Source organism: Denitrobaculum tricleocarpae (assembly GCF_007004665.1).
In the GTDB taxonomy this organism is placed as follows: Bacteria; Pseudomonadota; Alphaproteobacteria; order Kiloniellales; family Kiloniellaceae; genus Denitrobaculum; species Denitrobaculum tricleocarpae.
The window spans coordinates 739157-760505 of record NZ_ML660053.1 but is presented as its reverse complement, the minus strand read 5'-3'; the positions used below and the strand labels follow the sequence as shown (position 1 = coordinate 760505).

The 21349-nt window shown below is 59.6% G+C and carries 19 protein-coding genes; 6 read left to right on the top strand and 13 right to left on the bottom strand.

Features of this window, described 5'->3' with window-relative positions:
- Positions 1 to 463: 463 nt before the first annotated feature.
- From FKG95_RS08400 to FKG95_RS08385, 4 genes are all read right to left on the bottom strand, one after another.
- Positions 464 to 1210 carry a ribonuclease activity regulator RraA gene (locus FKG95_RS08400; protein WP_142895860.1) on the bottom strand — a complete coding sequence of 249 codons (747 nt, stop codon included), beginning with the start codon at positions 1208 to 1210 and terminating at the stop codon, positions 464 to 466.
- Between the two features lie 81 nt (positions 1211 to 1291).
- A complete protein-coding gene (locus tag FKG95_RS08395; RefSeq protein ID WP_142895859.1) occupies positions 1292 to 2572 on the bottom strand; it encodes a TRAP transporter large permease in 1281 nt (426 codons plus the stop codon).
- Positions 2573 to 2574: 2 nt separating this feature from the next.
- Positions 2575 to 3105, bottom strand: a complete 531-nt coding sequence (locus tag FKG95_RS08390) for a TRAP transporter small permease (protein ID WP_218940114.1) — start codon at positions 3103 to 3105, stop codon at positions 2575 to 2577.
- Between the two features lie 220 nt (positions 3106 to 3325).
- Entirely contained in the window at positions 3326 to 4330 is a 1005-nt protein-coding gene (locus tag FKG95_RS08385; RefSeq protein ID WP_142895857.1) for a TRAP transporter substrate-binding protein, read from the bottom strand.
- Between the two features lie 216 nt (positions 4331 to 4546).
- Here FKG95_RS08385 and FKG95_RS08380 point away from each other — a divergent pair, with 216 nt between their 5' ends.
- Positions 4547 to 5287: a FadR/GntR family transcriptional regulator gene (locus FKG95_RS08380; protein ID WP_142895856.1), complete on the top strand. Its 741-nt coding sequence runs from the start codon at positions 4547 to 4549 to the stop codon at positions 5285 to 5287.
- Positions 5288 to 5414: 127 nt separating this feature from the next.
- Complete coding sequence (gene araD / locus FKG95_RS08375) at positions 5415 to 7139, top strand: L-arabinonate dehydratase (protein ID WP_142895855.1); 1725 nt, start codon at positions 5415 to 5417, stop codon at positions 7137 to 7139.
- A 232-nt stretch (positions 7140 to 7371) separates the two neighbouring features.
- On the opposite strand, the gene FKG95_RS08365 is transcribed toward araD, so the two are convergent.
- Positions 7372 to 8268: a LysR substrate-binding domain-containing protein gene (locus FKG95_RS08365; protein WP_142895853.1), complete on the bottom strand. Its 897-nt coding sequence runs from the start codon at positions 8266 to 8268 to the stop codon at positions 7372 to 7374.
- A 94-nt stretch (positions 8269 to 8362) separates the two neighbouring features.
- Here FKG95_RS08365 and FKG95_RS08360 point away from each other — a divergent pair, with 94 nt between their 5' ends.
- Positions 8363 to 9283, top strand: a complete 921-nt coding sequence (locus FKG95_RS08360; RefSeq protein ID WP_142895852.1) for a DMT family transporter — start codon at positions 8363 to 8365, stop codon at positions 9281 to 9283.
- 9 nt (positions 9284 to 9292) lie between these two features.
- Here FKG95_RS08360 and FKG95_RS08355 read toward each other — a convergent pair whose 3' ends face one another.
- From FKG95_RS08355 to FKG95_RS08325, 7 genes are all read right to left on the bottom strand, one after another.
- Positions 9293 to 9541, bottom strand: a complete 249-nt coding sequence (locus tag FKG95_RS08355) for a hypothetical protein (RefSeq protein ID WP_142895851.1) — start codon at positions 9539 to 9541, stop codon at positions 9293 to 9295.
- 107 nt (positions 9542 to 9648) lie between these two features.
- The gene (locus FKG95_RS08350; RefSeq protein ID WP_142895850.1) at positions 9649 to 11451 is read right to left on the bottom strand and encodes a Na/Pi cotransporter family protein; all 1803 of its coding nucleotides are present in this window, start codon (positions 11449 to 11451) and stop codon (positions 9649 to 9651) included.
- A gap of 7 nt (positions 11452 to 11458) precedes the next feature.
- Positions 11459 to 13030 carry an inorganic phosphate transporter gene (locus tag FKG95_RS08345; protein WP_179953989.1) on the bottom strand — a complete coding sequence of 524 codons (1572 nt, stop codon included), beginning with the start codon at positions 13028 to 13030 and terminating at the stop codon, positions 11459 to 11461.
- Between the two features lie 187 nt (positions 13031 to 13217).
- Complete coding sequence (locus tag FKG95_RS08340; protein ID WP_142895849.1) at positions 13218 to 14561, bottom strand: DUF1302 family protein; 1344 nt, start codon at positions 14559 to 14561, stop codon at positions 13218 to 13220.
- A 2-nt stretch (positions 14562 to 14563) separates the two neighbouring features.
- A complete protein-coding gene (locus tag FKG95_RS08335) occupies positions 14564 to 17767 on the bottom strand; it encodes an efflux RND transporter permease subunit (protein ID WP_142895848.1) in 3204 nt (1067 codons plus the stop codon).
- Between the two features lie 201 nt (positions 17768 to 17968).
- A complete protein-coding gene (locus FKG95_RS08330) occupies positions 17969 to 18445 on the bottom strand; it encodes a MarR family winged helix-turn-helix transcriptional regulator (protein WP_142895847.1) in 477 nt (158 codons plus the stop codon).
- A 102-nt stretch (positions 18446 to 18547) separates the two neighbouring features.
- Positions 18548 to 19402 carry a LysR family transcriptional regulator gene (locus FKG95_RS08325; protein WP_142895846.1) on the bottom strand — a complete coding sequence of 285 codons (855 nt, stop codon included), beginning with the start codon at positions 19400 to 19402 and terminating at the stop codon, positions 18548 to 18550.
- Between the two features lie 123 nt (positions 19403 to 19525).
- Here FKG95_RS08325 and FKG95_RS08320 point away from each other — a divergent pair, with 123 nt between their 5' ends.
- The 3 genes from FKG95_RS08320 (at position 19526) to FKG95_RS08310 (ending at position 20806) form a co-directional block, all read left to right on the top strand.
- Positions 19526 to 19945: a globin family protein gene (locus FKG95_RS08320; RefSeq protein ID WP_142895845.1), complete on the top strand. Its 420-nt coding sequence runs from the start codon at positions 19526 to 19528 to the stop codon at positions 19943 to 19945.
- A gap of 46 nt (positions 19946 to 19991) precedes the next feature.
- Positions 19992 to 20279 (top strand): DUF1330 domain-containing protein, encoded by a 288-nt coding sequence (locus tag FKG95_RS08315; RefSeq protein WP_142895844.1) that lies wholly within the window; start codon positions 19992 to 19994, stop codon positions 20277 to 20279.
- Between the two features lie 134 nt (positions 20280 to 20413).
- Positions 20414 to 20806, top strand: a complete 393-nt coding sequence (locus FKG95_RS08310; protein WP_142895843.1) for a DUF5071 domain-containing protein — start codon at positions 20414 to 20416, stop codon at positions 20804 to 20806.
- 22 nt (positions 20807 to 20828) lie between these two features.
- On the opposite strand, the gene FKG95_RS08305 is transcribed toward FKG95_RS08310, so the two are convergent.
- Positions 20829 to 21290, bottom strand: a complete 462-nt coding sequence (locus FKG95_RS08305; protein WP_142895842.1) for an Lrp/AsnC family transcriptional regulator — start codon at positions 21288 to 21290, stop codon at positions 20829 to 20831.
- Positions 21291 to 21349 lie beyond the last annotated feature (59 nt).

Here is a 21349-nt window from a genome sequence, read left to right as displayed (position 1 = left end):
GCAACGCGAGTCCCCGGGCGCACTGCATCGGGAGCGCGGGCCCACTAACCGAAGTCGTCAACGCCGATCCTGTACTGCTGTCTCGTTCTGTTTGATGTCTACGCTGCTTCTGCCGAGCTGTGAACTCGGCCTTTAAGCGAAGCGGCGCACCCCGGTCTCAGAGTTCGGTATGAGAAACCGAATGAGCGTAATTGCGCTCTGAAGCTACCTGGACCACCCTGAAAAGCTGATGATTCATTAGCATCAATAATTATTAGTATACTGATGATTAATTTATATGTGAACTTATAATTATGCAACAGGGTAGTGCAGATTTGCATCAAGCGGTCGCGTCTGGATGCAAATGTTCAATTCAGGCCGCAGAGGCGCAGCCGAGATGTGGAGCGATGCCAGCTTAAGCCATTCCAGCATTCGACAGAGACTCCCCGCACCGAAGCGCGAACAGCTATACGTCCCGGAGGCGTTACGTCGTCTCGCCGGTTTTGATTTCGGCACCGGACTTGGGCGCGCGGGCGGCATAGCGTTTCAGGGTCTCTTCGTTCGGCGGGTAAAGTCCGATGATGCTCTCACCCGCCGAAACCTGTTCGAAGACATAGTCCTCGAAGGCTTCCATCTGGGTGAGTTCTTCCGCGATTTCCTCCGCCAGATGAAGCGGAACCACCACGACGCCGTCGCCGTCGCCCACCATCAGGTCGCCGGGGAAGACAGGCGCTCCGCCGCAGCCGATCGGAACGTTCAGATCGATGGCATGATGCCTGGTCAGATTGGTCGGCGCGGACGGCCGGGCGCAGAAGGACGGGATCTCCAGGCCGGCGATGGTCTCCGCATCGCGCAACCCGCCATCCGTCACCAAGCCCGCGCAGCCCCGCACCTCCAGGCGTTTGGTCAGGATCGCCCCGGCGGATGCTGCCGTGGCGTCGCCCCGGCAATCCATCACCAGGACATGGCCGGCCGGGACGGCTTCCACGGCCACCCGCTGCGGATGCTTCGGATCGCGGAAGACCTCGATGCCGTTCAGATCCTCGCGCGAGGGAATGTAGCGCAGGGTATAAGCCTGGCCGACCAGATGGATCGGCGCCCTGTTCAAGCGGGACACGCCCTCGACAAAGCACTTCCGCAGGCCGCGTTTATAGAGCAGCGTGCAGAGACTGGCCGTCGAGGCACCGCGGTAAGCAGCCAGGGTCGCGTCGGATAGAATCTTATGGGTCATGGCGGTAACAACGCCCCCTCTTCTTGGGAAACCGCTCATCGGTTTCCTCTTTTGGTTTTTATCTCAGGACCGGCACATGGCTCAGTTGATCAGACCCGGCAGTGTCAGAGAAACCGCGGGCACATAGGTCACCAGCATCAGGGCGGCAAAAATCGCCAGATAGAACGGCCAGATCGTTTTCACCGCTTCCTCGATCGGCACCTTCCCGACCGCACAGCCGACAAAGAGGCAGGATCCCACCGGCGGTGTGCAGAGCCCCAGTCCCAGGTTGATCAGCATCATGATGCCGAACTGTATCGGGTCCATGCCGATGCCCGTCGCGATGGGCAGGAAAATCGGTGTGCAGATCAGGATCAAAGCCGCCATATCCATGATCATCCCGAGCATGAGGAGCATCAGATTGATCATCAGCAGGATGACGATGGGATTTTCCGAGATCGTGGTCAGCAGGTCACTGAGCAGAGCCGGCACCTGATAGAGCGCCAGCAGGTAAGCAAAGGCGCTGGCGCAGCCGATCAGGATCATGACCATGGACGTCGTGCGCACCGCGTTCGTCACCGCCGTCACGAAGTCTGCCCAGCTCAAGGAGCGGTAGACGATCGCGGTAATGACAAAGGCGTAGATGGCCCCGAAGGCGCCTGATTCGGTCACGGTAAAGATCCCGGAGAGCACGCCGCCGACGATGATGATGGCTGTGATCAGACCGGGTATGGCGTTGGCCGCGGAATAGAGGACCACCTTCCAGCCCGGGAAGGCCTCGGCGGGATAGTTGTGTCTGACCGCGACAACATAGGCCGCCACCGCCAGGCAGATACACATCAGGATCCCGGGCACCACACCTGCCAGAAAGAGCTTGGAGATCGAAATACCGCCGCCGGCCGCCACCGAATAGATGATCATATTGTGGCTGGGCGGGATCACGATACCCGCGATCGAGGAGGTTACGGTGACGTTCACCGCATAGTCGCCCTTGTAGCCTTTCTCCTTCATCACCGGGATCAGGATCGAACCCAGCGCGGAAATATCCGCGATGGCCGAACCGGAAATCCCGCCGAAGAGCATACTGGAGAAGATATTCACCGACGCCAGCCCGCCGCGGATATGCCCGATCAAGGCCGAGGAAAAGCGCACCAGCCGGACCGCGATCCCGCCGTGCAGCATCAGCTCACCGGCGAAGATGAAGAAGGGGATCGCCAGCAGCGAAAAGACCGTCATCCCAGAGATGATTCTCTGAAAGGTGATCAGCAGCGGGAAGCCCTCGAAAAAGAAGGCGGAGGCGGCGGCAAGCCCCATGGCAAAGGCGACGGGGATGCCGATCAGGACGCTGACACCAAAAACGCCGAGAAGAATTGCGAGGCCCATCTTCAGTCAGTCCCGTCTTTTTCCGGCGCCACACCGGCGGCCAGCTTAACAATTTGGTCGATGGTACGGGTTCCGGAGAACAGCAGCATTAACGCGCCGCAAATGGCGGCGGGCAGCGTTCGTATGCCTTCGGGAATATCCAGCATGGGCAACATGGTCGACCAGCCGAACTCCACCAGTTCGATGCTGGACAACAACATCACCAGCCCGAACCCCGCCAGCGCGAGATCGCAAATCGCCCGCACGATCCGGCGCAGCGTCGGCCGCAGCGCGTTGCGGAAAAAGGTCACGCCCAGGTGCGTGTCCTCGTAGACACCCGCCGAAGCGCCCAGAAACGCGATGTAACAGACCAGCAGCAGCGCCATCTGTTCGACCCAGGTCGGAGTTACGTTCAGTACATAGCGGCCGAACACCAGCCAGCCGAAAATGACCACCAGAACAACCAGAGCGCAGGAACTGAAAAAAATGCAGGCTGTTCTGAGGAACCCCAGCCACCTGGTGACGGCTGACACGCCGCGTAAGACCGTTTCCAAGACCTTGTGACCTTTGCCAGTGATTTACTGCCCCCTCGGCCGCAGACTCTCGGTCAATCCGAGGCTGACCAGGGTGGCGCAAGACCCGAGCGGGACGGAGTTTCAGAGCATTACGGCACAGCGATCGGGAAGGCTTGATTCCGATCAGCCGTGACGGAGTCTTTGCAAAAATCCTGGCCCCGGGTTCCCCCGGGGCCAGAGTCAGTGCAGGTCGGAGGCGTTATTCCGCGTTCCGGATCAGATTGACCAGATCGGTCAGATCCGGGTTCTTCTCGAGGAAACTGTCGTAAACGGCCGACATGGCGTTCTGGAACGGCGCTTTGTCGGCGATCTTGTTGACCTGCGTACCACCCGCAAGAACGGCTTCCATGCTCTTGGCCTCACGCTCCTGCCACAGCTTACGCTGCAGATCGGCGCTGGCCTTACCGGCTGCCTTCACGACGGCCTGGTCTTCAGCGGAGAGCCCATCCCAGGTCTTTTTGCTCATGCAGAGGCACTCGGGAATGATCAGATGCTCTGAGATCGAATAGAATTTTGCGACCTCGAAGTGGTTGGTGGATTCATAGGACGGCGGGTTGTTTTCCGCACCATCGACCACACCGGTTTTCAGCGACTGATAGACTTCCGCGAAAGCCATCGGAGTGGCGTTTCCACCCAGAGACTCGATCATGCCGACAAAGAGGTCGTTGTTCATGACCCGGACCTTCATGCCTTCGACGTCGGCGGGCGCGTTGATCGGTTTCTTCGAATTGTAGAACGAACGTGCACCGGCGTCGTACCAGCCCAGTGCGACAATGCCCTTCTTCTCAAGGCCCGCACCGATGGCTTCACCGGCCTCGCCATCCATCAGGCGGTACATCTGGTCGATGCTTTTGAAAATGAACGGCAGGGAAACCACGTTGGTTTCCGGAACGGCCTGACCCATCGGGCCGAGGCTGAAAACACCGAAGTCGATGGCGCCGAGGCGAACCTGCTCGATGGCGTCGGGCTGCGAACCCAACACACCGGCGTGGAAAATTTTACCCGTCAGGCGCCCGTCGGTTTTCTCCGTGACGTCTTTCATGAAGGCTTCCATGCCGTGCGACACGGGATAATCTTCGACGTGAATGTTCCACGCCCGCCAGTCCGCTGCCTTCGCAGGCGCGGCACTCAAGGCCGGCAACGCGAGCGCAAGCGCCACGACCGTGCCGATTGCAGCGCGGCGGCCAGTTTTTCCGATACCCATGGTTTTCTCCCTGTTTTCGTCTCTGCGTTAAATCGCAAGTCATGTGCTATTATCTCATGGTAATTTTCAGATCAAGAGATATTATCTCTTTCACATGTACATGCGACCGAGAACCGCAGCCCGGGTATTTCCAAAATCTCGTCATGCCCGCAGAAAAAATAAATGAAACTGCGTTCTCCGGCTCCCGCCGGACGAACGTGAAGGTGAAAGTACGGAATGACCATTGATTCACAATTGCCATCGGGCCGGGGCAAACGCAGCACGCTGACAGAGAAAGTCTCTATCGCCATTCGCGAGAAAATAATGTCAGGCGAATTTGAGGCTGGAGAGAAGCTGCCCCGGGAAAAGGATCTGGTCGCGGACTTCGCAGTCAGCCGCACGGTCGTGCGTGAAGCTTTGGCAAAACTCAGTGCCGACGGCCTGATTGAGATCCGGCATGGGGTGGGCGTCTTTGCCCTTGATCCCGCGCAGCGCGTCGAACGCAACCCCTTTCTTTCAGAGAATTTTACCAAGATTTCTGCGGTTCTCGACCTGTTTGAACTGCGGCGCGGCATCGAGATCGAGGCCGCCGGCCTCGCCGCTTTGCGCCGCTCCCCGGCACAGGAAGCGCGGATCAGGGAAGCCTATCACAGCCTGAAAGCCGCGCTGGACAAAGGCGAAGTTGCCGCCAGTAACGATCTCGAACTGCACCGCACCATTGCTGAAGCGACCAACAACCGCTTCTACACCGAATTCCTCGATTTTTTGACCGACCAGGCGATCGGACGCACCGTCAAGGGCGGTTACGGCGGCGACGAGGCTCAGCGGCTCGACAAGATGACCCACCTTCAGGATGAGCACCGCGAAATCGTCGAAGCGATCGGTGCGCAGGATTCCGAACGGGCGCGCGAGGCCATGCGCAGCCATCTGATGAACAGTGAAAAGCGCTTCCGCGCCCTCTCCATGCGGGAACTTTAAACGGAAATCACAGCCTGAGAGATAATATCTCTCAGGCACGCCAACTTCGATGTAAAGCCAGGCAGGCACCGGGAAACAAAGCTGGCGGGACGAGTGCACAGGTAAGCTAAAGCAGGGATTCGCATCTATGACCGACCGAAAACTCCGCAGCGCACGCTGGTTCGAGACCCAGGATCTGCGCGGTTTCGGGCATCGCTCCCGCATCATGCAGATGGGTTATGCGCCGGAGGACTGGTCCGGACGGCCGGTGATCGCGATCCTCAACACCTGGTCGGACATCAATCCCTGTCATGCGCATTTCAAGACACGAGTCGAGGATGTAAAGCGCGGCGTATTGCAGGCCGGTGGTTTTCCCATTGAGCTCCCGGCCCTCTCCCTCTCTGAGAATTTCGTCAAGCCGACCACCATGCTCTACCGCAATCTGCTGGCCATGGAGACCGAGGAGCTGTTGCGCTCACACCCGGTCGACGGCGCGGTGCTCATGGGCGGTTGCGACAAAACAACACCCGGGCTTTTGCTCGGTGCAACCTCCATGGACCTGCCCGCGATCTATGTGCCCGCCGGTCCCATGCTGCGCGGCAACTGGCGCGGCGAGACCCTGGGCTCCGGCTCCGATGCCTGGAAGTACTGGGACGAAAAGCGTGCGGGGAACATCTCGGATCAGGACTGGACCGGCGTCGAAGCCGGGATCGCCCGCTCCTACGGCCACTGCATGACCATGGGCACCGCCAGCACCATGACCGGGACCACGGAAGCCCTGGGCATGACCCTCTCCGGCGCCTCCTCGATCCCCGCGGCGGATTCAAATCACATCCGTATGTGCGCCGCCGCCGGTCGGCGGATCGTCGGCATGGTGGAGTCTGATCTGCGCCCGAGCAGAATCCTGACCCGCGCGTCGTTCGAGAACGCCATCACCGTGGCCATGGCCATGGGCTGCTCGACCAACGCTATTATCCACCTGATCGCTCAGGCGCGCCGGGCAAAGATCGATATCGGGCTGGGTGACTTTGACCGGCTCAGCCGTAAGATCCCGGTCATCGCCAACATCCGCCCCTCCGGCGAGCGCTACCTCATGGAGGATTTCTACTACGCCGGCGGTCTGCGGGCGCTGATGCAGCGCCTCTCCGATCACCTCGACCTGGGCGCCCGGACCGTTTCGGGCGCGACCCTGGGCGAGGATATTGCTGGCGCGGAGGTCTACGACGACGATGTCATCCGCCCGCTTGATAACCCGCTCTATGCGGAGGGCGCGCTGGCCGTCCTCAAGGGCAATCTCGCGCCCGACGGCTGCGTTATCAAGCCCTCGGCCTGCGCGCCGAAATTCCTGAAACACCGCGGCCCGGCCCTCGTCTTCGATTCCTATGCCGAGATGAAGGATCGGATCGACGACCCGGAGTTGGAGGTCACAGAAGATACGGTCCTGGTCATGCGCGGCGCAGGCCCCCAGGGCGGCCCCGGCATGCCTGAGTGGGGCATGATACCGATCCCGGCCAAACTCCTGAAACAGGGCGTGCGTGACATGCTGCGGATTTCCGACGCGCGCATGAGCGGCACCAGCTACGGCGCCTGCATTCTTCACGTCGCGCCGGAAAGCCATATCGGTGGTCCCCTGGCGCTGATCCGGACCGGCGATATCGTCTCGGTCGACGTTCCTGCGCGGCGGATCGACATGGAGGTTTCGGACGCGGAACTGGCAGATCGGAAGGCGGCCTGGTCTCCGCCGCAACCCCGCTTCGAGCGCGGCTACGGCTGGGTCTTCACCCGGCATATTTTACAGGCCGACAAGGGCTGCGACCTGGATTTCCTGGAGAGCAGCCACGGCGCCAATCCGGGCGAACCCGCTATTTTGTAGAAGACTTCATGTAAGGACCGGCAAATGTCGAAAGCGAACAGAGTTGTGCGCTCCATCAACATGGACGGAGAACAGCGCTGTGTGGACATTTTCCGACGGCCTGACGGAACCTATGGGTTTGACGAATTCCGGCGGGACCCAGAAGACAATCGCGGCTGGTATTCTACCGGTCAAACATCCCTCAAGGCATTCCAGAGCGCAGAGAGCGCGCTCCAGCAGGCACAAGAGTCCGTCAGCTGGCTCGCCGCTGTTTTAGAAACGCGATGAAAAGACGCAGAGGTTCCAACTGACGGTTTTCTTCCGGATAGAACACATAAAATGGCGGGTGCATCGCCGCGAAGGGCTCCAGCACGGACTCCAACCTGCCGTCCGCCAAAGCGTCCTCGACGACGGCCCGTAGTGACCAGCCGATGCCGTGCCCTTCCAGCGCGCCCCCGACGACAGAACGAAAGCTGTCGAAGACGAGGCGCGCGGGCGGGCTCATTGTGGTTTCATGTCCATCGATCAGGAACGGCCAATCGGCAATCCGGTTGGCGCTCACGAAGCGATAACAGATACAACGATGAGATAAGAGATCCTTCGGATGCGCTGGCCGGCCGTGTTCGTTAAAATAGTCCGGCGACGCGGTATAGGCCGCCACGAGAGGCCCGGTCAGACGCGTTGCGATCATCCCGTCAGCCAAACGGTCTCCCAGCCTGAAACCGGCGTGATACCCCTCGCGGACAATATCGACCAATGCTTCGTCAAACGACATTTCGAGACGGATATCCGGGTAGGCCGCCTGAAAATCCGCCAGCACCGGCGCGACCAGAATCTTGTAGGCACTCCAGGGGATGGTCAGCCGCAGGGTTCCGCTCTTGGCTTTGCCCGCGCTGCGAGCGCTCTCGATTGTAGCCTGAACCTGTTCAAGCGCCGGCCCCGCTCCGCTCAGCAACACCCGTCCGGCCGGCGTCAGATCCAGCGCCCGTGTGGTCCGGGTCAGAAGAGACACACCCAGATCTCGCTCAAGCACTTTGAGGCGTTGGCTGATCGCCGGAACCCCGACGCCCATCGCCCGCGCGGCGGCGCTGAAGGAGCCGTGTTTGGCAACGGCCAGGAAGACCTCAATGCCTTTCAGGTGACTTAGCATTATTCATTTTTCATGAAAAATATATTTCATATATTTTGTATACATAAAAAATAAACCCTTGCATAGACTGGTGCCATTCTGCGGGAACGCCTCTATGTCATTGCCGGATCCATCTCAAAAACCGACCGACACCAGGACGGGAAGCCTCTTGATCCTGGGCGCGGTCTTTTTGATGGCCAGTCAGGACGCGCTCATCAAGTACAGCACGACCGATCTCAATCTTGGTCAGGTGTTTTTACTGCGCTCGGCTCTGGTGCTCATGGCTTTGCATGTCATTGCACGGGGGAGTTGGCAGGGTCAGTGGCGCGACGCGGTTTTGCTCTGGCCGCTCGCACGCGCCCTGTTTCTGACCCTGATGTACGTCTTGCTCTATTCGGTCATCTCCCTAATGCCCTTAGCAACGCTTGCAGCAGCCTTTTACACGGGCCCGCTGTTCATCGTTCTGCTTTCCGCGATCTTCTTGAAGGAACCGGTCTCGCGAGCCGGCTGGGGCGCCGTCGTATTCGGGTTTCTCGGCGTTCTGGTGCTCCTGAAGCCCGGATCAACAGCGTTTGCCCCCCTGGTCTTGATACCGGTCCTGTCCGGATTTTGCTACGCCGTTGCGGCAGTCCTGACCCGCGCCAATTGCCAGAAGACGTCGCCCCTCTCAATGGCGCTGGCCTTGAACCTTTGCCTGCTCGCGGCCGGGATCATCATCACCGCGCTCGACTACCGGCAAAGCGATCTGAGCGGCGGACCTTTCCTGTCGCATTACCTGTCATCGCTGGGTGCGCAGGGCTGGATTCTGATCTTCGTGCTCGCAGCGCTGATGGTTGGAATCGGCCTCGGCCTGGCCGCCGCGTACAGGGTGGCGCCGCCCGCGGTCATCGCGAGTTTCGACTACAGCTACCTGATTTTCGCCACTCTCTTCGGCATTCTGCTTTTTTCGGAACGGCCGGAGCTTTCCACTCTGGTCGGGATGGGAATGATCGCGGGGGCAGGCCTTTTAAGTTATCGGGCGAATACAGCGCGCTAGATAGAGAACTCAGCCGATCTCTTTCAAAAGCCACTTGGCCTTCGCCGTCAGATCCCGGGTTTTGAGTAATTTTCTCTCCAGACGCTCTCTCTTCGACTCCTTCTCAGTCGTTGAAATCTCGTCTTTCAAGTCCCGCTCACGCGCTTTGAGCTTGTCGATCATCTTTTCGACATGGGCGGGCTTGATCTTTTTGGCGCTGCCGCTTTTTAGCCGGCCGTAATACTTATCCAGTTTTTCAACTGTCTTACTCAACGCCATCGTTTGACATCCTTCTTGAAGCAAGGCTCGATCGCTCCTCTCGTCGCTTGGCGGAGTAGAGCGAACAGAATGCCCTCGAATTATGACAGGGGTATTACAGGCCGCGATCAGGCCACCCTGTCGGTATCGTCGTCATCAATCGCCAGTATCTGTTCCACCTCGGCCAACGCGCTGTCCCGTTCCACGTAAAAGCCGCGGGCCGCTTCGATCAGTTCGCGCATAGCGTCATAGGCGTAGTTGGAATCGTTCAGAAAGGAGGTCGCGACCTTTGCGCTGATCTGATCGCCGCGAATCAGGCTCTCGATACGTGCGGAGGTCTGATTGTAGGTGATCTCCACATGCTGAAGCTCGTCATCCAGCCACAGGCGGCTTCGGCTCTCCGGCGCCGCGCGCTCCAGCCGTTCGACCTCGACCAGTATCCGCGCAATATCGGTTCTCAGGCCGTCGTAGAGATCGGTGATCGCCCCCTGCGGACGAATGGTATAATGCGTGGTATTGCGCCGCAGATGTTTGACGGCCTTGACCGCACGGACGGTCCGCTCGGCCACGTCGCGCAGCTGATAGACCCGCGCGACCAGCTCCTGCGGCAGTGCCTTGCTGCTCGCCCGGGTGGCGAAGTCCAGGATGGCCGAGTAAAGCGTCTTAATCCGCCATTCGTAGCGCTGATCGATATCGAATTCCACCTGCTTTCGGCTTTTTGCCACAAGGGCTTCGATATCCTTGGCGGCAAAGAGCTCGTGCCTATGCAGGTTCAGTCCATGCGTAATCAGCTCGACCGCGTTGTCGTAGAGGTGTTTCACCTCTTTTTGCATCGCGATTTCGATAGTGGCCGGGAATTCATCGACCGCCTCCGTCAGATATCTCGGCTGGCTGAGATCCGATGCCGGTGCCTTGATGACCCGTTCAACCATCAGGATCAGACGGCCGAGCAAGGGCAGCATCAGAATGATACCCAGGCTGTTGAAGAGGCTGTGGAAGACGGCGAGCTTTAGCGCAAAATCATCCTCGGCGATGCCAAGTATGCCGCTGGTAAACTCGACAGCCTCACGCAGCGGACTGATAAATCCCAGAGCGACGGCGGCAGTCACCAGATTAAATACAAGATGTGCCAGCGCCAGCCGCTTACCCTGATAATTAGCCGTGAGTGACCCCAGGATCGCGGTGATGGTGGTGCCGATATTCGCCCCGATGGCCAGCGCCAACGCGTTTTCGTAACTGATCTGATTGGCGGCGAGCGCGGTGATGATCAAGACCATGGTGGCGTGGCTGGATTGCATCACCACGGTCGCCAGCGTGCCAAACAGGGTATAAACCATCAGACCCAGAACGCCGGTCAGGGCGAGCCGCGTCAGGTCGAACGCGCTTCTGAAGGTCTCGAAGCCTTCCTTCATATGATGGATTCCGAGGAACAGGAATCCCAGACCGGCCAGGACATATCCGAAGCCGCGCAGGTATTTCGAGCTTTGGAAAACCAGGACGACACCGACGGCCAGCAGTGGCATCGCATAGGCGGCGATATTGACCTTCATACCGAAACCGGCGACCAGCCAGGCGCCGGTCGTCGTTCCCAGATTGGCACCGAAGATGATCCCGACCCCGGCAAGAAGGGAGATCAAGCCGGCACTCAGGAAAGAGATGGTGATCACCGAGACCAAAGAGCTCGACTGCATCACCGTTGTCGAAAAAATTCCGAACAGCAGCGAACGCGTTACCGACCTTGTGGCGCGTTCCAGAATCCGCTCAAGAAATCCACCGCTGAAAAGACGGAAACCGTCTTCCAGCATCAGCATGCCGATCAGGAAAATGGCCACGCCTGCGGCAATCTCCTGGAACTCGGGACTGAACCAGAAGCCGGACAGCATCACGATGATGATGACCGGCAGAAGCAGCTTCTTGGCGATCGTGTTCATGCAGGCCTCACGGCAACATCATACCCCTTAGCGCGAAGTAGAAAAGCGCCGCCAAACAGGCGGAAACCGGCACCGTGATAATCCAGGCCGAGACGATCTTCAGAAGTGACGAACGTTTTACCAGTTGTCTTTTGAGGGCCTGGCGCAGTTCCTTGCGCTGGGCTGCAGAGATGACCGCCTCCGGCCCCATTTTCTTCAACTCGCTCAGCAGGCGCTTCTTGTCCTCCGGGGGCGCATTCTGGAAGGTCCGCAGCACCTCCTCCGCCTGAGCGAAGTCCGGTTGCCCTTGATGGCGCGCGAGCACGTTCTCGACCACGCGGCTCATGCGCTGTTCCAGGAATTCACGCAGGAAACCGACACCGAAGACGGCGCCCAGCGCCACATGGGTGGAGCTGATCGGCATGCCGAGTTGACTGGCAATAATCACGGTGATTGCGGCGGCCAACGCGATACAAAAGGCGCGCGCCCGGTCCAGTTCCGTGATCTCGGATCCCACGGTCCGGATCAGTTTCGGACCAAAGAGCGCCAGGCCGATCGAAATGCCCAGTGCGCCGATCACCATGACCCAGAGCGGGATCGCGACCTTTCCGCCTCCCTCGCCCGCGGTCAGGACATCGACCACACCCGCCAGCGGCCCGACCGCATTTGCAACATCGTTCGCACCATGGGCGAAACTCAGCAAGGCAGCGGAACAGATCAGCGGGATCGTAAAGAGGCGGTTGACGCCATCGCGGTCAGGGCTGAGATGCTGGGCGTTGCGCCTGACCATCGGCGCAACGATGAGCCAGATGATGACGGCCACAAGAAGCCCCGCGATCACTGCGGAGGGAAAGGAAACCTTGATGACCTTTGAAAGACCCTTCAACGCGATATAGGTCGTGAAGGCCCAGGCCATGATGGAAATCATGACCGGAACGACGCGTTCCGCCGCGGCGATCGGGTCATCTTTGAAGAGAACCAGTTTCTTCAGGGTAAAGAGAAAGGCGGCGGCGATCAGCCCGCCGGTCACCGGAGAGACCACCCAACTCAGGGCGATTTTGGCCATGGAGTCCCAGTTTACGATTTCCCAGCCGGCCGCCGCGATGCCCGCCCCCATGACGCCCCCCACAATCGAATGTGTGGTGGAGACCGGGGCACCCAGCCAGGTCGCTGCGTTCAGCCAGATGGCCGCGCCCAGAAGCGCGCCCATCATGACCCAAACGAAGACATTGGGGTTGTCGATGTCGGCGGGGTCGATAATCCCCTTCTTGACGGTCGAGACTACATCGCCGCCCGCAATGATGGCGCCGGCGGCCTCGAATATGGCGGCAATTACGATCGCTCCCGTCAGGCTGAGCGCAAAAGAGCCCACCGCCGGACCGACATTATTGGCGACATCGTTCGCGCCGATGTTCAAGGCCATGTAGGCACCGATGACAGCCGCCGCGATCAACAGGTAGGACTGCTCGATATGTGCGAACGCCGCACCGGTATAGATCATCACGACAACGATAAAGATGACCGCGCTACCCAGGCGGCCGGCCTCGGTGCGGCTGAGGTTCGTTGCCTTTTCGATCTTGAGATATTCGGTAATCTGCACCCGCCCCTCCCCATGCGTTTTTTGATTATGGCAACCGCGATTGCGCGCCGCTTTGCGCGCCCGGAGACCGCACGACAATCACGGAAGAAGATTTTGTAATAAAACTGTCATATTTTATGAGGAGCTATCGGGCGCAACCATGCGCTAGATCAAGCGCTGGTCCCTTTCGCGGGCAAGCTGCGGGCGGTCAAAAGCCGACGGTTACGCCGAAGGTCACGCGATCACGGTTGCGGAACTGCCCATAGAGGCCGTCTTCATCGCCGTAAAAGATATCGGCGCCGAGCGTCAGATTGACGTTGCTGGTGAACTGATAATCCAGTTCGGCCTGCGCCACCCCGTCTCCCAGGTTGAGACTCTGAATGACGAGAAGGCTGAGCTTGAGGGTCTCGTTCATAAAGTTCCGCTCGAGCAGGAAGGTCGCGGAGGTCTCGAGCTGATCCTGGACGATTCCCTCGTCGTAATCCGTGATGAGTGACTGAAAGAGCTGCGCGCTGAGAAGCGTATCGCTGAAGCCCTGGTAGTCGAGTCCGAGGACATAGCTCACTTCCCCCGATTCCACGACCCCGTCCCGGTCGTCCGCTTCCTCGGTGATGAAAAAGCGATCGCTGGAATAGCCCGCCTCGCCTCTTAACACCCAATCCGCGAAGGCATTGTTGAAACTGCCGCCGATCAGGTGGGTCCGCTCATAGCTCTGGGAGAGACGGATACCGCCGGGCTCCACACTCCGCCGCACCACAGGCCGGTCGCTATAATGAAAAAAGTAATTGGCCGAGAGCTCCCAGCCCTCCAGGAAGGTTGTGAAGCGTGCGCCGGCATCAGAGTCCTCGACAAAGGAGTTGGGTCTGCGAAATTCGTTGCCCAGCAGCGGCGTTCCGGCGGGCAGCGCGGGCACCAAACGCGGCGCGGTAAAGGCGAAGGCCGCGTCGGCCTCGGGGATATCGTCATAGGTTTGGTCCGGAATCCAGAGCAACTGAAGCAGGCTGTCCTCACCGATCGGGATCTCGCTGTTAAAACTCCAGAGCGGAATGCGGGAATCCTCGAATTCCGGCAGAATGAATTCCCGGAAGGACTGAGGATTGATCACGTCCAGCACCTTGAGGCCATCGGCCTCGCCCCAGACCACCTGCTGCTTTCCAAGCCGGATGAAAACCTCTTCCAGATCGATATCCAGGTAGAGTTCGCGCAGCTCGATATCCACGTCATCACCGATGAAGGCCCGCCGGGACAGGGCGTCCCGGTTGTCCTCTTCCGGCCGCCCCGGCTCCAGCCTGTCTTCGCTGTCACCGCGAAACCGCAGGATGCCGTTGAGCTGCAGGAGCTCGCCCAGGTCCATATTGACCTCGGGTGTGAAGATGACCTCGCCAAACTGCAGGTCGTCGCGCTCGGTTTCCCAGCCAAAGCGGGTTTCCAGGAGCGCCGAAAACTCCGTGTCGTCGAGCACGCCCTGCGCTGCTGCCAACTCCGGCAGCAGGCAGCAAGCCGTTATAAGGCCCGCAACCGAAGGCGAGAGAGACCGGCGCTCCGGCAACACCCTTACAGCCCCCGCTTCAGATTGCGGGTTTTGAAGACCTTGTCTTTGATTTCACTTTGATAGTCGATGTCGCTGAAGCGGAAGAGGGTCTGATGCCCCGTCTTGTGATGCTGGACGTGAATCTCCTGCACGGTCCAGATCCCGTCGATCGCCTCGATTTCACGCGAACGGAGCGTCTTCAACGGATTGCCGTTCACGTCCCACATCTCCGCTTTGCGCGAAATCCAGATCTCAGGATCGACCCGCCATATTACTTTCCCGTAACCCAGTTCCTTGGCGACTTCGGGACTGACAGGCGTGCCCTCGACGATATAGGTCATGTGCCCCTCGACCTCTTCCTGGCCGATGGTCTGAAAGCTGTAGTCCTCCAGCGCCACCTTGTTTTCCTTTTTCATATCCTCGTAGGTCAGATCGGTGCCCAGGAAGTAATCGCCCCGGTCCGAAGCCGAGATCCGGCGCACCTTGCGCAGCGCCGGCAGGTAGAGCCACTGGTCGTCGTCCCGGTCCGCCTCCGGGTAGTCATAGGTGAGGAACCCCGTCCCCTTCACGTTGGTCGGGGATCTGTAGAACATCACCGTGCGTTTCTCGTCCCCGTAGTAGCGCCGGAAGGTCGCCGTCTCGCGCGTCCGGGTCGTCCCACTGCGGTCGGTCATCTCCATGACCAGCGTCCGGGTGACCCACTGCCCCTCGTCCCGGTCGACCACGCTCTGCATAATGTCGTGACCGTCCGGCAGCTCCGCGGCTTCTGCTTTACCGCCGAGCAGCGCCAGAGACAGACCGGTCACGGCCGCCATGGCCAACGCGGCTTTCACGGCAGAAGGCTTCATGCCGCTTGCGGGCAGACCCTCCACCTCACCGGCCGGCCAGATAAAGCGCGGCTTGAGCAGCTTCGCCAGGGCGGGCATCACGGCCATGCTGGCGATGAAGGAGGCCGTGACCGCAATGCCGACCAGGATGCCGAACCTCAGCAGCGGCGGCACCTCGCTGGTGGTCAGGACCATAAAGCCCAGGCCGATGGCCGCGAAGTTGAAAAACAGCGCGCGGCCGGTGGAGGGAAACAGCGGTGCGATACGTGTGTCGAACGATCCTTGACCCTTCATAGCAAGCTCCTTCATGCGATCTATGGTGTGAATGGAAAAGTCGATCCCCAGGCCGATGGCGATGGCTGCGAACATCGAGGTCCCGACCCCAAGCCAGATCCCACTGAAGCCCATGACGGCGTAGATCAGCAGAAGCGACATCAGGACGGGAATGAGCGCGAAGGCGCCCGCGAGCGGTGAGCGGAACACCAGCGACGCCATCAGCCAGACCAGGGCCAGCGAAATGCCCAGGCTGCGCAGGTGGTTGTCGCCGATGGTCTTCAGCCAGTGGAAATTGACATAGACCCGGCCCGAGAGATTGGCGGTCATGCCGTCGTCCGTGAAGTCCCGCGCGATGGTGTCTTCCAGCGCTGCGATGACCTCGCGATTTTCACGGTAGAGACTGCTGTTCAGGTTGAGCCGGACATTGGCGCGCCGATAGTCGTAGTCCACTTCTTCCTCGAAATCGGTCGGATTGGCCGAGGTCGAATAGAGCAGGAACAGCTGCGCGATCAGGAAGTCGTCGTCCGGGATGCTGTAGAACTCCGGACGGTTCTCGTTGACCGCTTTGTGCATCTGCTTGATGTAGTCGACCACAGACGTCGATCCCTGCACACCTTCCAGGCTCTCGGCGGCGCGCTGAAACCGCTCGATCCGGGCCAGGTTCTCGGGCTTGAAGAGATCCTCCCGATTGGGCGTCTCGATCACCACGTCAATGTAATTCGTGCCGTCGAAAACCCGGTTCATGACCTGATCGGCGATGTAAATCGCTTCGTCGCGCTGGAAGTTTTCGATCTGGGACTCTTCGACGATCACCCTGGAGGATCCAAAGGCACCGGCCACCGCGATCATCGCAACGATCGTCACCACCACGCCAGGCCGGCGCAGGACGGCAGCACCGAAGCGGGTCATCACCCGGCCGTAAAGGTCGGAGTCTCTGCTCCGTTTGAAGGCCTTGCTCGGCTTCACCGGAATCAGGGTGATGGCAGACGGCAGCAGCAGGATGGTAGTGAGCCACGCGGCGGCCACCCCGATCGCCGCAAAGAGGCCGAAGTACTGCATCGGCGGCATCTCGGCCCCGATGTAAAGCCCCATGAAACCGGCAATGGTCGTCAGGGTGGTCAGGGTAATGGGCCGGAACATTCGGACCATGGCCTGCACAATGTGATCGCGGCGGCTCTCCTCGGGATGGGCCGCCGCCCGCTCGTAATACTCACTCAAAACATGGATCGAATCCGCGACCGCGATGCCGATCAGGATCGGCAGCAGGCCGTTGGTAATCACAAAGAAAGACACCCCGAAGGCCGCCATCAACCCGAGCGCAGCAGCAGCCGTGGCCATCACGATGAGGTTTGGCAGGATCGCCCCCGCAACACTGCGGAAGGCCACGACCAGCACCAGGGTAATGACAAGGGCTGTGAGAGGATTCAGGCGCTTGGCGTCGTTATCGATGTAGGTCCCGAGGAAGCCCGAGATCGCGCCGACACCCGCCACATGCACCTCGACGCCTTCGGGCAGTGTCACGGCCTCCACCAGCGCCAGCATCTCGTCGTAGGTTGCCTGGCTGAGGTCCTGATCGAGGATCTCCGCGACAATCAGGGTCGCACTGCCGTCACGGGCCACCAGAGAGCCCTGGTAAAGCGGAAAGTTGTCGATGGCGGCCTTGAGCGCCGCCGGATCCAGACTGCCCCCTTCTCCGAGTTCATAAAAATCGTCGACCTCCATCCCCTCGTCGGTGCCGACGATGTTGCTTTCCGTAGCCAGGCTCGTCACCCGGTCGGGATCGACGTTCCGCAGCCCGGCCAGCTTGTCGGAAAGGTCCCTGACCAGATCCAGGGCCGCCTTGTTGTAAATCCCGGTTTCGCCCCGATCCACGACCGCGACCACGAAAGGATCGTCCAGGCCGAAGACCTCTTTCACCTTGTCGCGGTAAATCACCGCCGGATTGTCGGCGGCAATGAAGGCGTCCGGCGTCGTGTCTTTCTTCAGAGACGGCAGGAACGCACCCGCCGCCGCAATCCCGAGAAAACACAGGAGCAAAACCGTCTTGGGATAAGCGGTAACGAAAAGAAAGAACCGCTCCACAGTGTTGCCTTCTCTGCGCATCACAGCGCCGTCTCTGGTCATATTCTGATCTCCTGTATGGTCGCCGGTGAAAACGCGTCCGAATCCGGAGGAGTCTTCAAACCCTCCGACACATAATTATACGTCGTGTATATACACGTTAGATCATCAAAAAATTTCCGGTAAAGCATCCTTTAAGCTGTCCCCTTAAATGAGTTTCCGTGAGATCACGCCGCGATCGTATCCAGCTCAGGCGTATTTGGCTCAAGCATATCTGGCCGCCGTCGACATCTGTTCGTGAAAGGAGGTCCACCCCTCTTCCCCCAGTGCCGCTTTCAAGTCACCCTGCGCACCGCGCCAAAGCGGCACTGCCTCGGCGTAGCGCTCCCTCCCCGCTTTCGTCAGCCGCACCGCGCGCGCCCGGCCGAAACCGTCATCGCAGAGCTCCACCAGCCCTTCCCGCTCCAAAGGTCCCAGGTTGCGGCTGAAGGTGCTCCTGTCCATGCCGAGTTTTTCCGCCAGATCCGTCAGCGACACGCGCCCGTCGGACAGCGCCGCCGCCGTCAGCATCGTAAACTGCGTCGCCTTCAGCCCGAGCGGCCGCATGGCCTCGTCATAGGCCTTGGTAATCAGGCGGGAAGCCTGCCGCACCTTAAAACAGGCGCAGATCTGCCGCGCCTCATTGGCCGCGGCCTGAATGTCGACTTTTTGCTTACCGGCTTTCATAACGTGAATATACACGACAACTGTCGCATTTCAAGACGGGCAGCCGAACTTAACGGCAAGCGGCCAGACCTGGCGTCGCGAAGGATCAGCGCAGCCTTCAATCCCGACGCCTTCTGACTAATCTGTCGCCAACAGCTCGCGCAGCGCCTCAACCTTCGGCGAACGACTGTCTTTCGGCCAGATCATGAGGGTTCTGATACGGTTTTGCCCCTTGGGCAAAGTCGTTATCCGCAGGCGTGTGCCCTCCGGGAACGTCGAGATCACACTGCGCGGCACCAGCGCGGCCCCCATCCCCGCCGAGACGCAGCCCAGCATGGCATGGTAGGAACCCAGCTCGACCGTGCGCTCCGGCAAACTGCCCCGCTGGGCATACCAGGCCTCGAGCCGGCGCCGATGCGGGCAGCCCTGCTCGAACACGATCATTGTGTCCGGGACTCTCTTCGTCTTTCCAATCGGTGGATGATCCTGCGAGGTCACGATGACAGGCTCTTCGACAAAAGCCGGGACCGAGTCAAATCTGGCTTCCGCGACAGGCTCCGCCACGAAAGCCGCTTCGATTTCACCCGCCAGCAAGGCGTTGGCAAGCTGGGCCGGATTGCCCGTGCGCATCTCCATGGTGACCTCGGGATAGAGACGGCTGTAACGGGCGAGCGGTTCCGGCAGCCGGATGGCGGCTGTGCTTTCCATGGCCCCGAGACGGAAGACACCTCTGGGTTTGTCGTCAGCAAGGGCCGCCTCTGCCTCCGCCGCCAGGGCCAGCAGCCGGTCGGCGTAATCCAGCAGCGTCTGTCCCGCCGCGGTCAGGACGAGCTTCTTGCCCCGGCGGTCGAAGAGGCGCGTCTCCAGGCGCTCCTCGAGTTGCCGGATACGCGTGGTGACGTTCGACTGCACCCGGTTGAGGCGTTCGGCGGCGCGGGTGATGCCGCCCTCGCGGACCACCGCCATAAAAATCCTGAGTTCCGAGAGCTCCAATCATCTCTCCATGAGATTATTTTTATCATTATTATTCATTTTTTTAGATTTTGAAAAGCCGCTATCACACCTCCGGCAACGAGCTTGCCTCGCCCAAGCACGCAACAACATAAGGAGGCCGGAATGACACCGGAAGAAAAGACACTTGTTCAAACCACCTGGAAGCAGGTCGCACCTATCGCACCGGCGGCGGCGGATCTCTTTTATCAACGCCTGTTCGAGCAGGCGCCGGAGATCGAGTCCCTCTTCGGCAAGACGGACATGACCGCGCAGAAAAGCAGACTGATCGAGGCGGTTTCCCGGACCGTTGCCGGCCTTCAGGACGAGGACTCCCTGCGCACGGAACTGACTGCGCTTGGACGCCGCCACGCCGGTTACGGCGTTCAGGACAGCCACTATGAAAGCGTCGGCGCGGCATTGCTCTGGACCCTGGAAACCGGCCTGGGCGAGGGCTGGAGTGAAGAGGCCTGCCGGGCCTGGACGCAAGCCTACGGCTTTATCGCCCGGCAAATGAGTGAGGGCGCAAAGCGCGCCACGGGCTGATCCCCCAGCTAAAGCCCTGAAAACCCGAAATGAAAAGGAGTGCAAGATGTCAAAAGGCTATTGGGTGGTCCGCGTCTCGGTCAAAAACCCGGAGAACTACCCCGCGTATCTGGCCGCGGCGCGCCCGGCGTTCGAGAAGTACGATGCACGTTTTCTGGTCCGTGGCGGGCAGTTCGCCGCCCCCGAAGGACAGGCCCGCGATCGGAACGTGGTCGTCGAGTTCAAGGACTATGATACGGCTATCCGCTGTTACCAGTCACCGGAATATCAGGCCGCCCGGGAAGTCAGGATGGCAAACGCCGAAGCGGATTTTCTCATTGTTGAGGGCAGTTGAAGAACTTGGAGGGAACCCGTGCCGCGCGAAAATAAAGGCCGTCATTCATAAGCTCATTAAGCGCTGCCGGCCCGCTCGCTGGAACACTGCATCCATCATTGTCCAAGATCGGCAGGCCAGTTAGAGTCAGAATTATGCAATTAGAGTTGTGCATTCCAAAAGATAAGTATGATGTAGCTGCTGTTCGGCGCGCCTCTTCGGTAGGCTTTCCAGCCCTCAACCCGGTGGTTCCCGAACTATTGGAATGGCTGCAAGACTACAATTGGCCGGTCGCAAGACACGTTTCTTCACTGCTTGCGGCGGCTGGGCCAGAAGTCGCACCCCATATCGACGACGCGCTCAACTCAGATGACGCAATTTGGAAATTTTGGATCATCGAAAATCTAGCCGGTAAATTGCGGCCAACACTCTGGCAAAAACTCTATCCGACGATTCAACGCATTGCCGAGCATCCCACTGCCGCAGAAATAGAGGAAGAAGTGCATCTTGCCGCCAAGGCCGCACTTGAAAGCCGTCACAAGGGTTAGCACCCACACTTCAACCTAGACGTTATATCGGAAGTTCAAGGGTCGCCTTCTCCGTCGACACGACGATGGATGTGCGGAACTTACGGACATTTTTATCGGCGAAGAAAAAGCGGTGGGTGAAGGCTTCGTAGGCTGCAATATCCCTGGCCACGACAATCATCACAAAATCCGCGTCGCCGGCGATGCAATAGAAGTTCAGCACCTGCTCGTCCAGCCGGGCCTTGCGCTTGAAGGCATCGATCTGATCCAGCCGGTCCCGCTCCAGCTCGACCGAGACAATTGCGGTGATGCCAAGCCCCAGCTTTTTGGGGTCTAGCACCGCCACTTCCTTTTGAATGACCCCGCTCTCGCGCAGCACCCGCAGCCTGCGTTGAATGGAAGCGGTGGAAAGTCCGGTCCGCTCGGCCATGTCAGGTATGGTCGTCTTGACATTCCTTTGGAGCAGCGCGAGCAGCTGTCGATCCTTACTGTCGATTTCCTGCATAACATCAAAATTCCTCTATTTCTGATGGCATCCTATCAATTTTTAGCTGAACTCTCAAT

Bases quoted from the DNA above. Each gene is read 5' to 3' on its own strand.
- FKG95_RS08385 (WP_142895857.1), bottom strand. From the start codon at position 4,330: ATGGGTATCGGAAAAACTGGCCGCCGCGCTGCAATCGGCACGGTCGTG.
- FKG95_RS08320 (WP_142895845.1), top strand. From the start codon at position 19,526: ATGACACCGGAAGAAAAGACACTTGTTCAAACCACCTGGAAGCAGGTC.
- FKG95_RS08310 (WP_142895843.1), top strand. From the start codon at position 20,414: ATGCAATTAGAGTTGTGCATTCCAAAAGATAAGTATGATGTAGCTGCT.
- FKG95_RS08335 (WP_142895848.1), bottom strand. From the start codon at position 17,767: ATGACCAGAGACGGCGCTGTGATGCGCAGAGAAGGCAACACTGTGGAG.
- FKG95_RS08315 (WP_142895844.1), top strand. From the start codon at position 19,992: ATGTCAAAAGGCTATTGGGTGGTCCGCGTCTCGGTCAAAAACCCGGAG.
- FKG95_RS08395 (WP_142895859.1), bottom strand. From the start codon at position 2,572: ATGGGCCTCGCAATTCTTCTCGGCGTTTTTGGTGTCAGCGTCCTGATC.
- FKG95_RS08360 (WP_142895852.1), top strand. From the start codon at position 8,363: ATGTCATTGCCGGATCCATCTCAAAAACCGACCGACACCAGGACGGGA.
- FKG95_RS08365 (WP_142895853.1), bottom strand. From the start codon at position 8,268: ATGCTAAGTCACCTGAAAGGCATTGAGGTCTTCCTGGCCGTTGCCAAA.
- FKG95_RS08305 (WP_142895842.1), bottom strand. From the start codon at position 21,290: ATGCAGGAAATCGACAGTAAGGATCGACAGCTGCTCGCGCTGCTCCAA.
- FKG95_RS08355 (WP_142895851.1), bottom strand. From the start codon at position 9,541: ATGGCGTTGAGTAAGACAGTTGAAAAACTGGATAAGTATTACGGCCGG.
- FKG95_RS08380 (WP_142895856.1), top strand. From the start codon at position 4,547: ATGACCATTGATTCACAATTGCCATCGGGCCGGGGCAAACGCAGCACG.
- FKG95_RS08350 (WP_142895850.1), bottom strand. From the start codon at position 11,451: ATGAACACGATCGCCAAGAAGCTGCTTCTGCCGGTCATCATCATCGTG.
- araD (WP_142895855.1), top strand. From the start codon at position 5,415: ATGACCGACCGAAAACTCCGCAGCGCACGCTGGTTCGAGACCCAGGAT.
- FKG95_RS08400 (WP_142895860.1), bottom strand. From the start codon at position 1,210: ATGACCCATAAGATTCTATCCGACGCGACCCTGGCTGCTTACCGCGGT.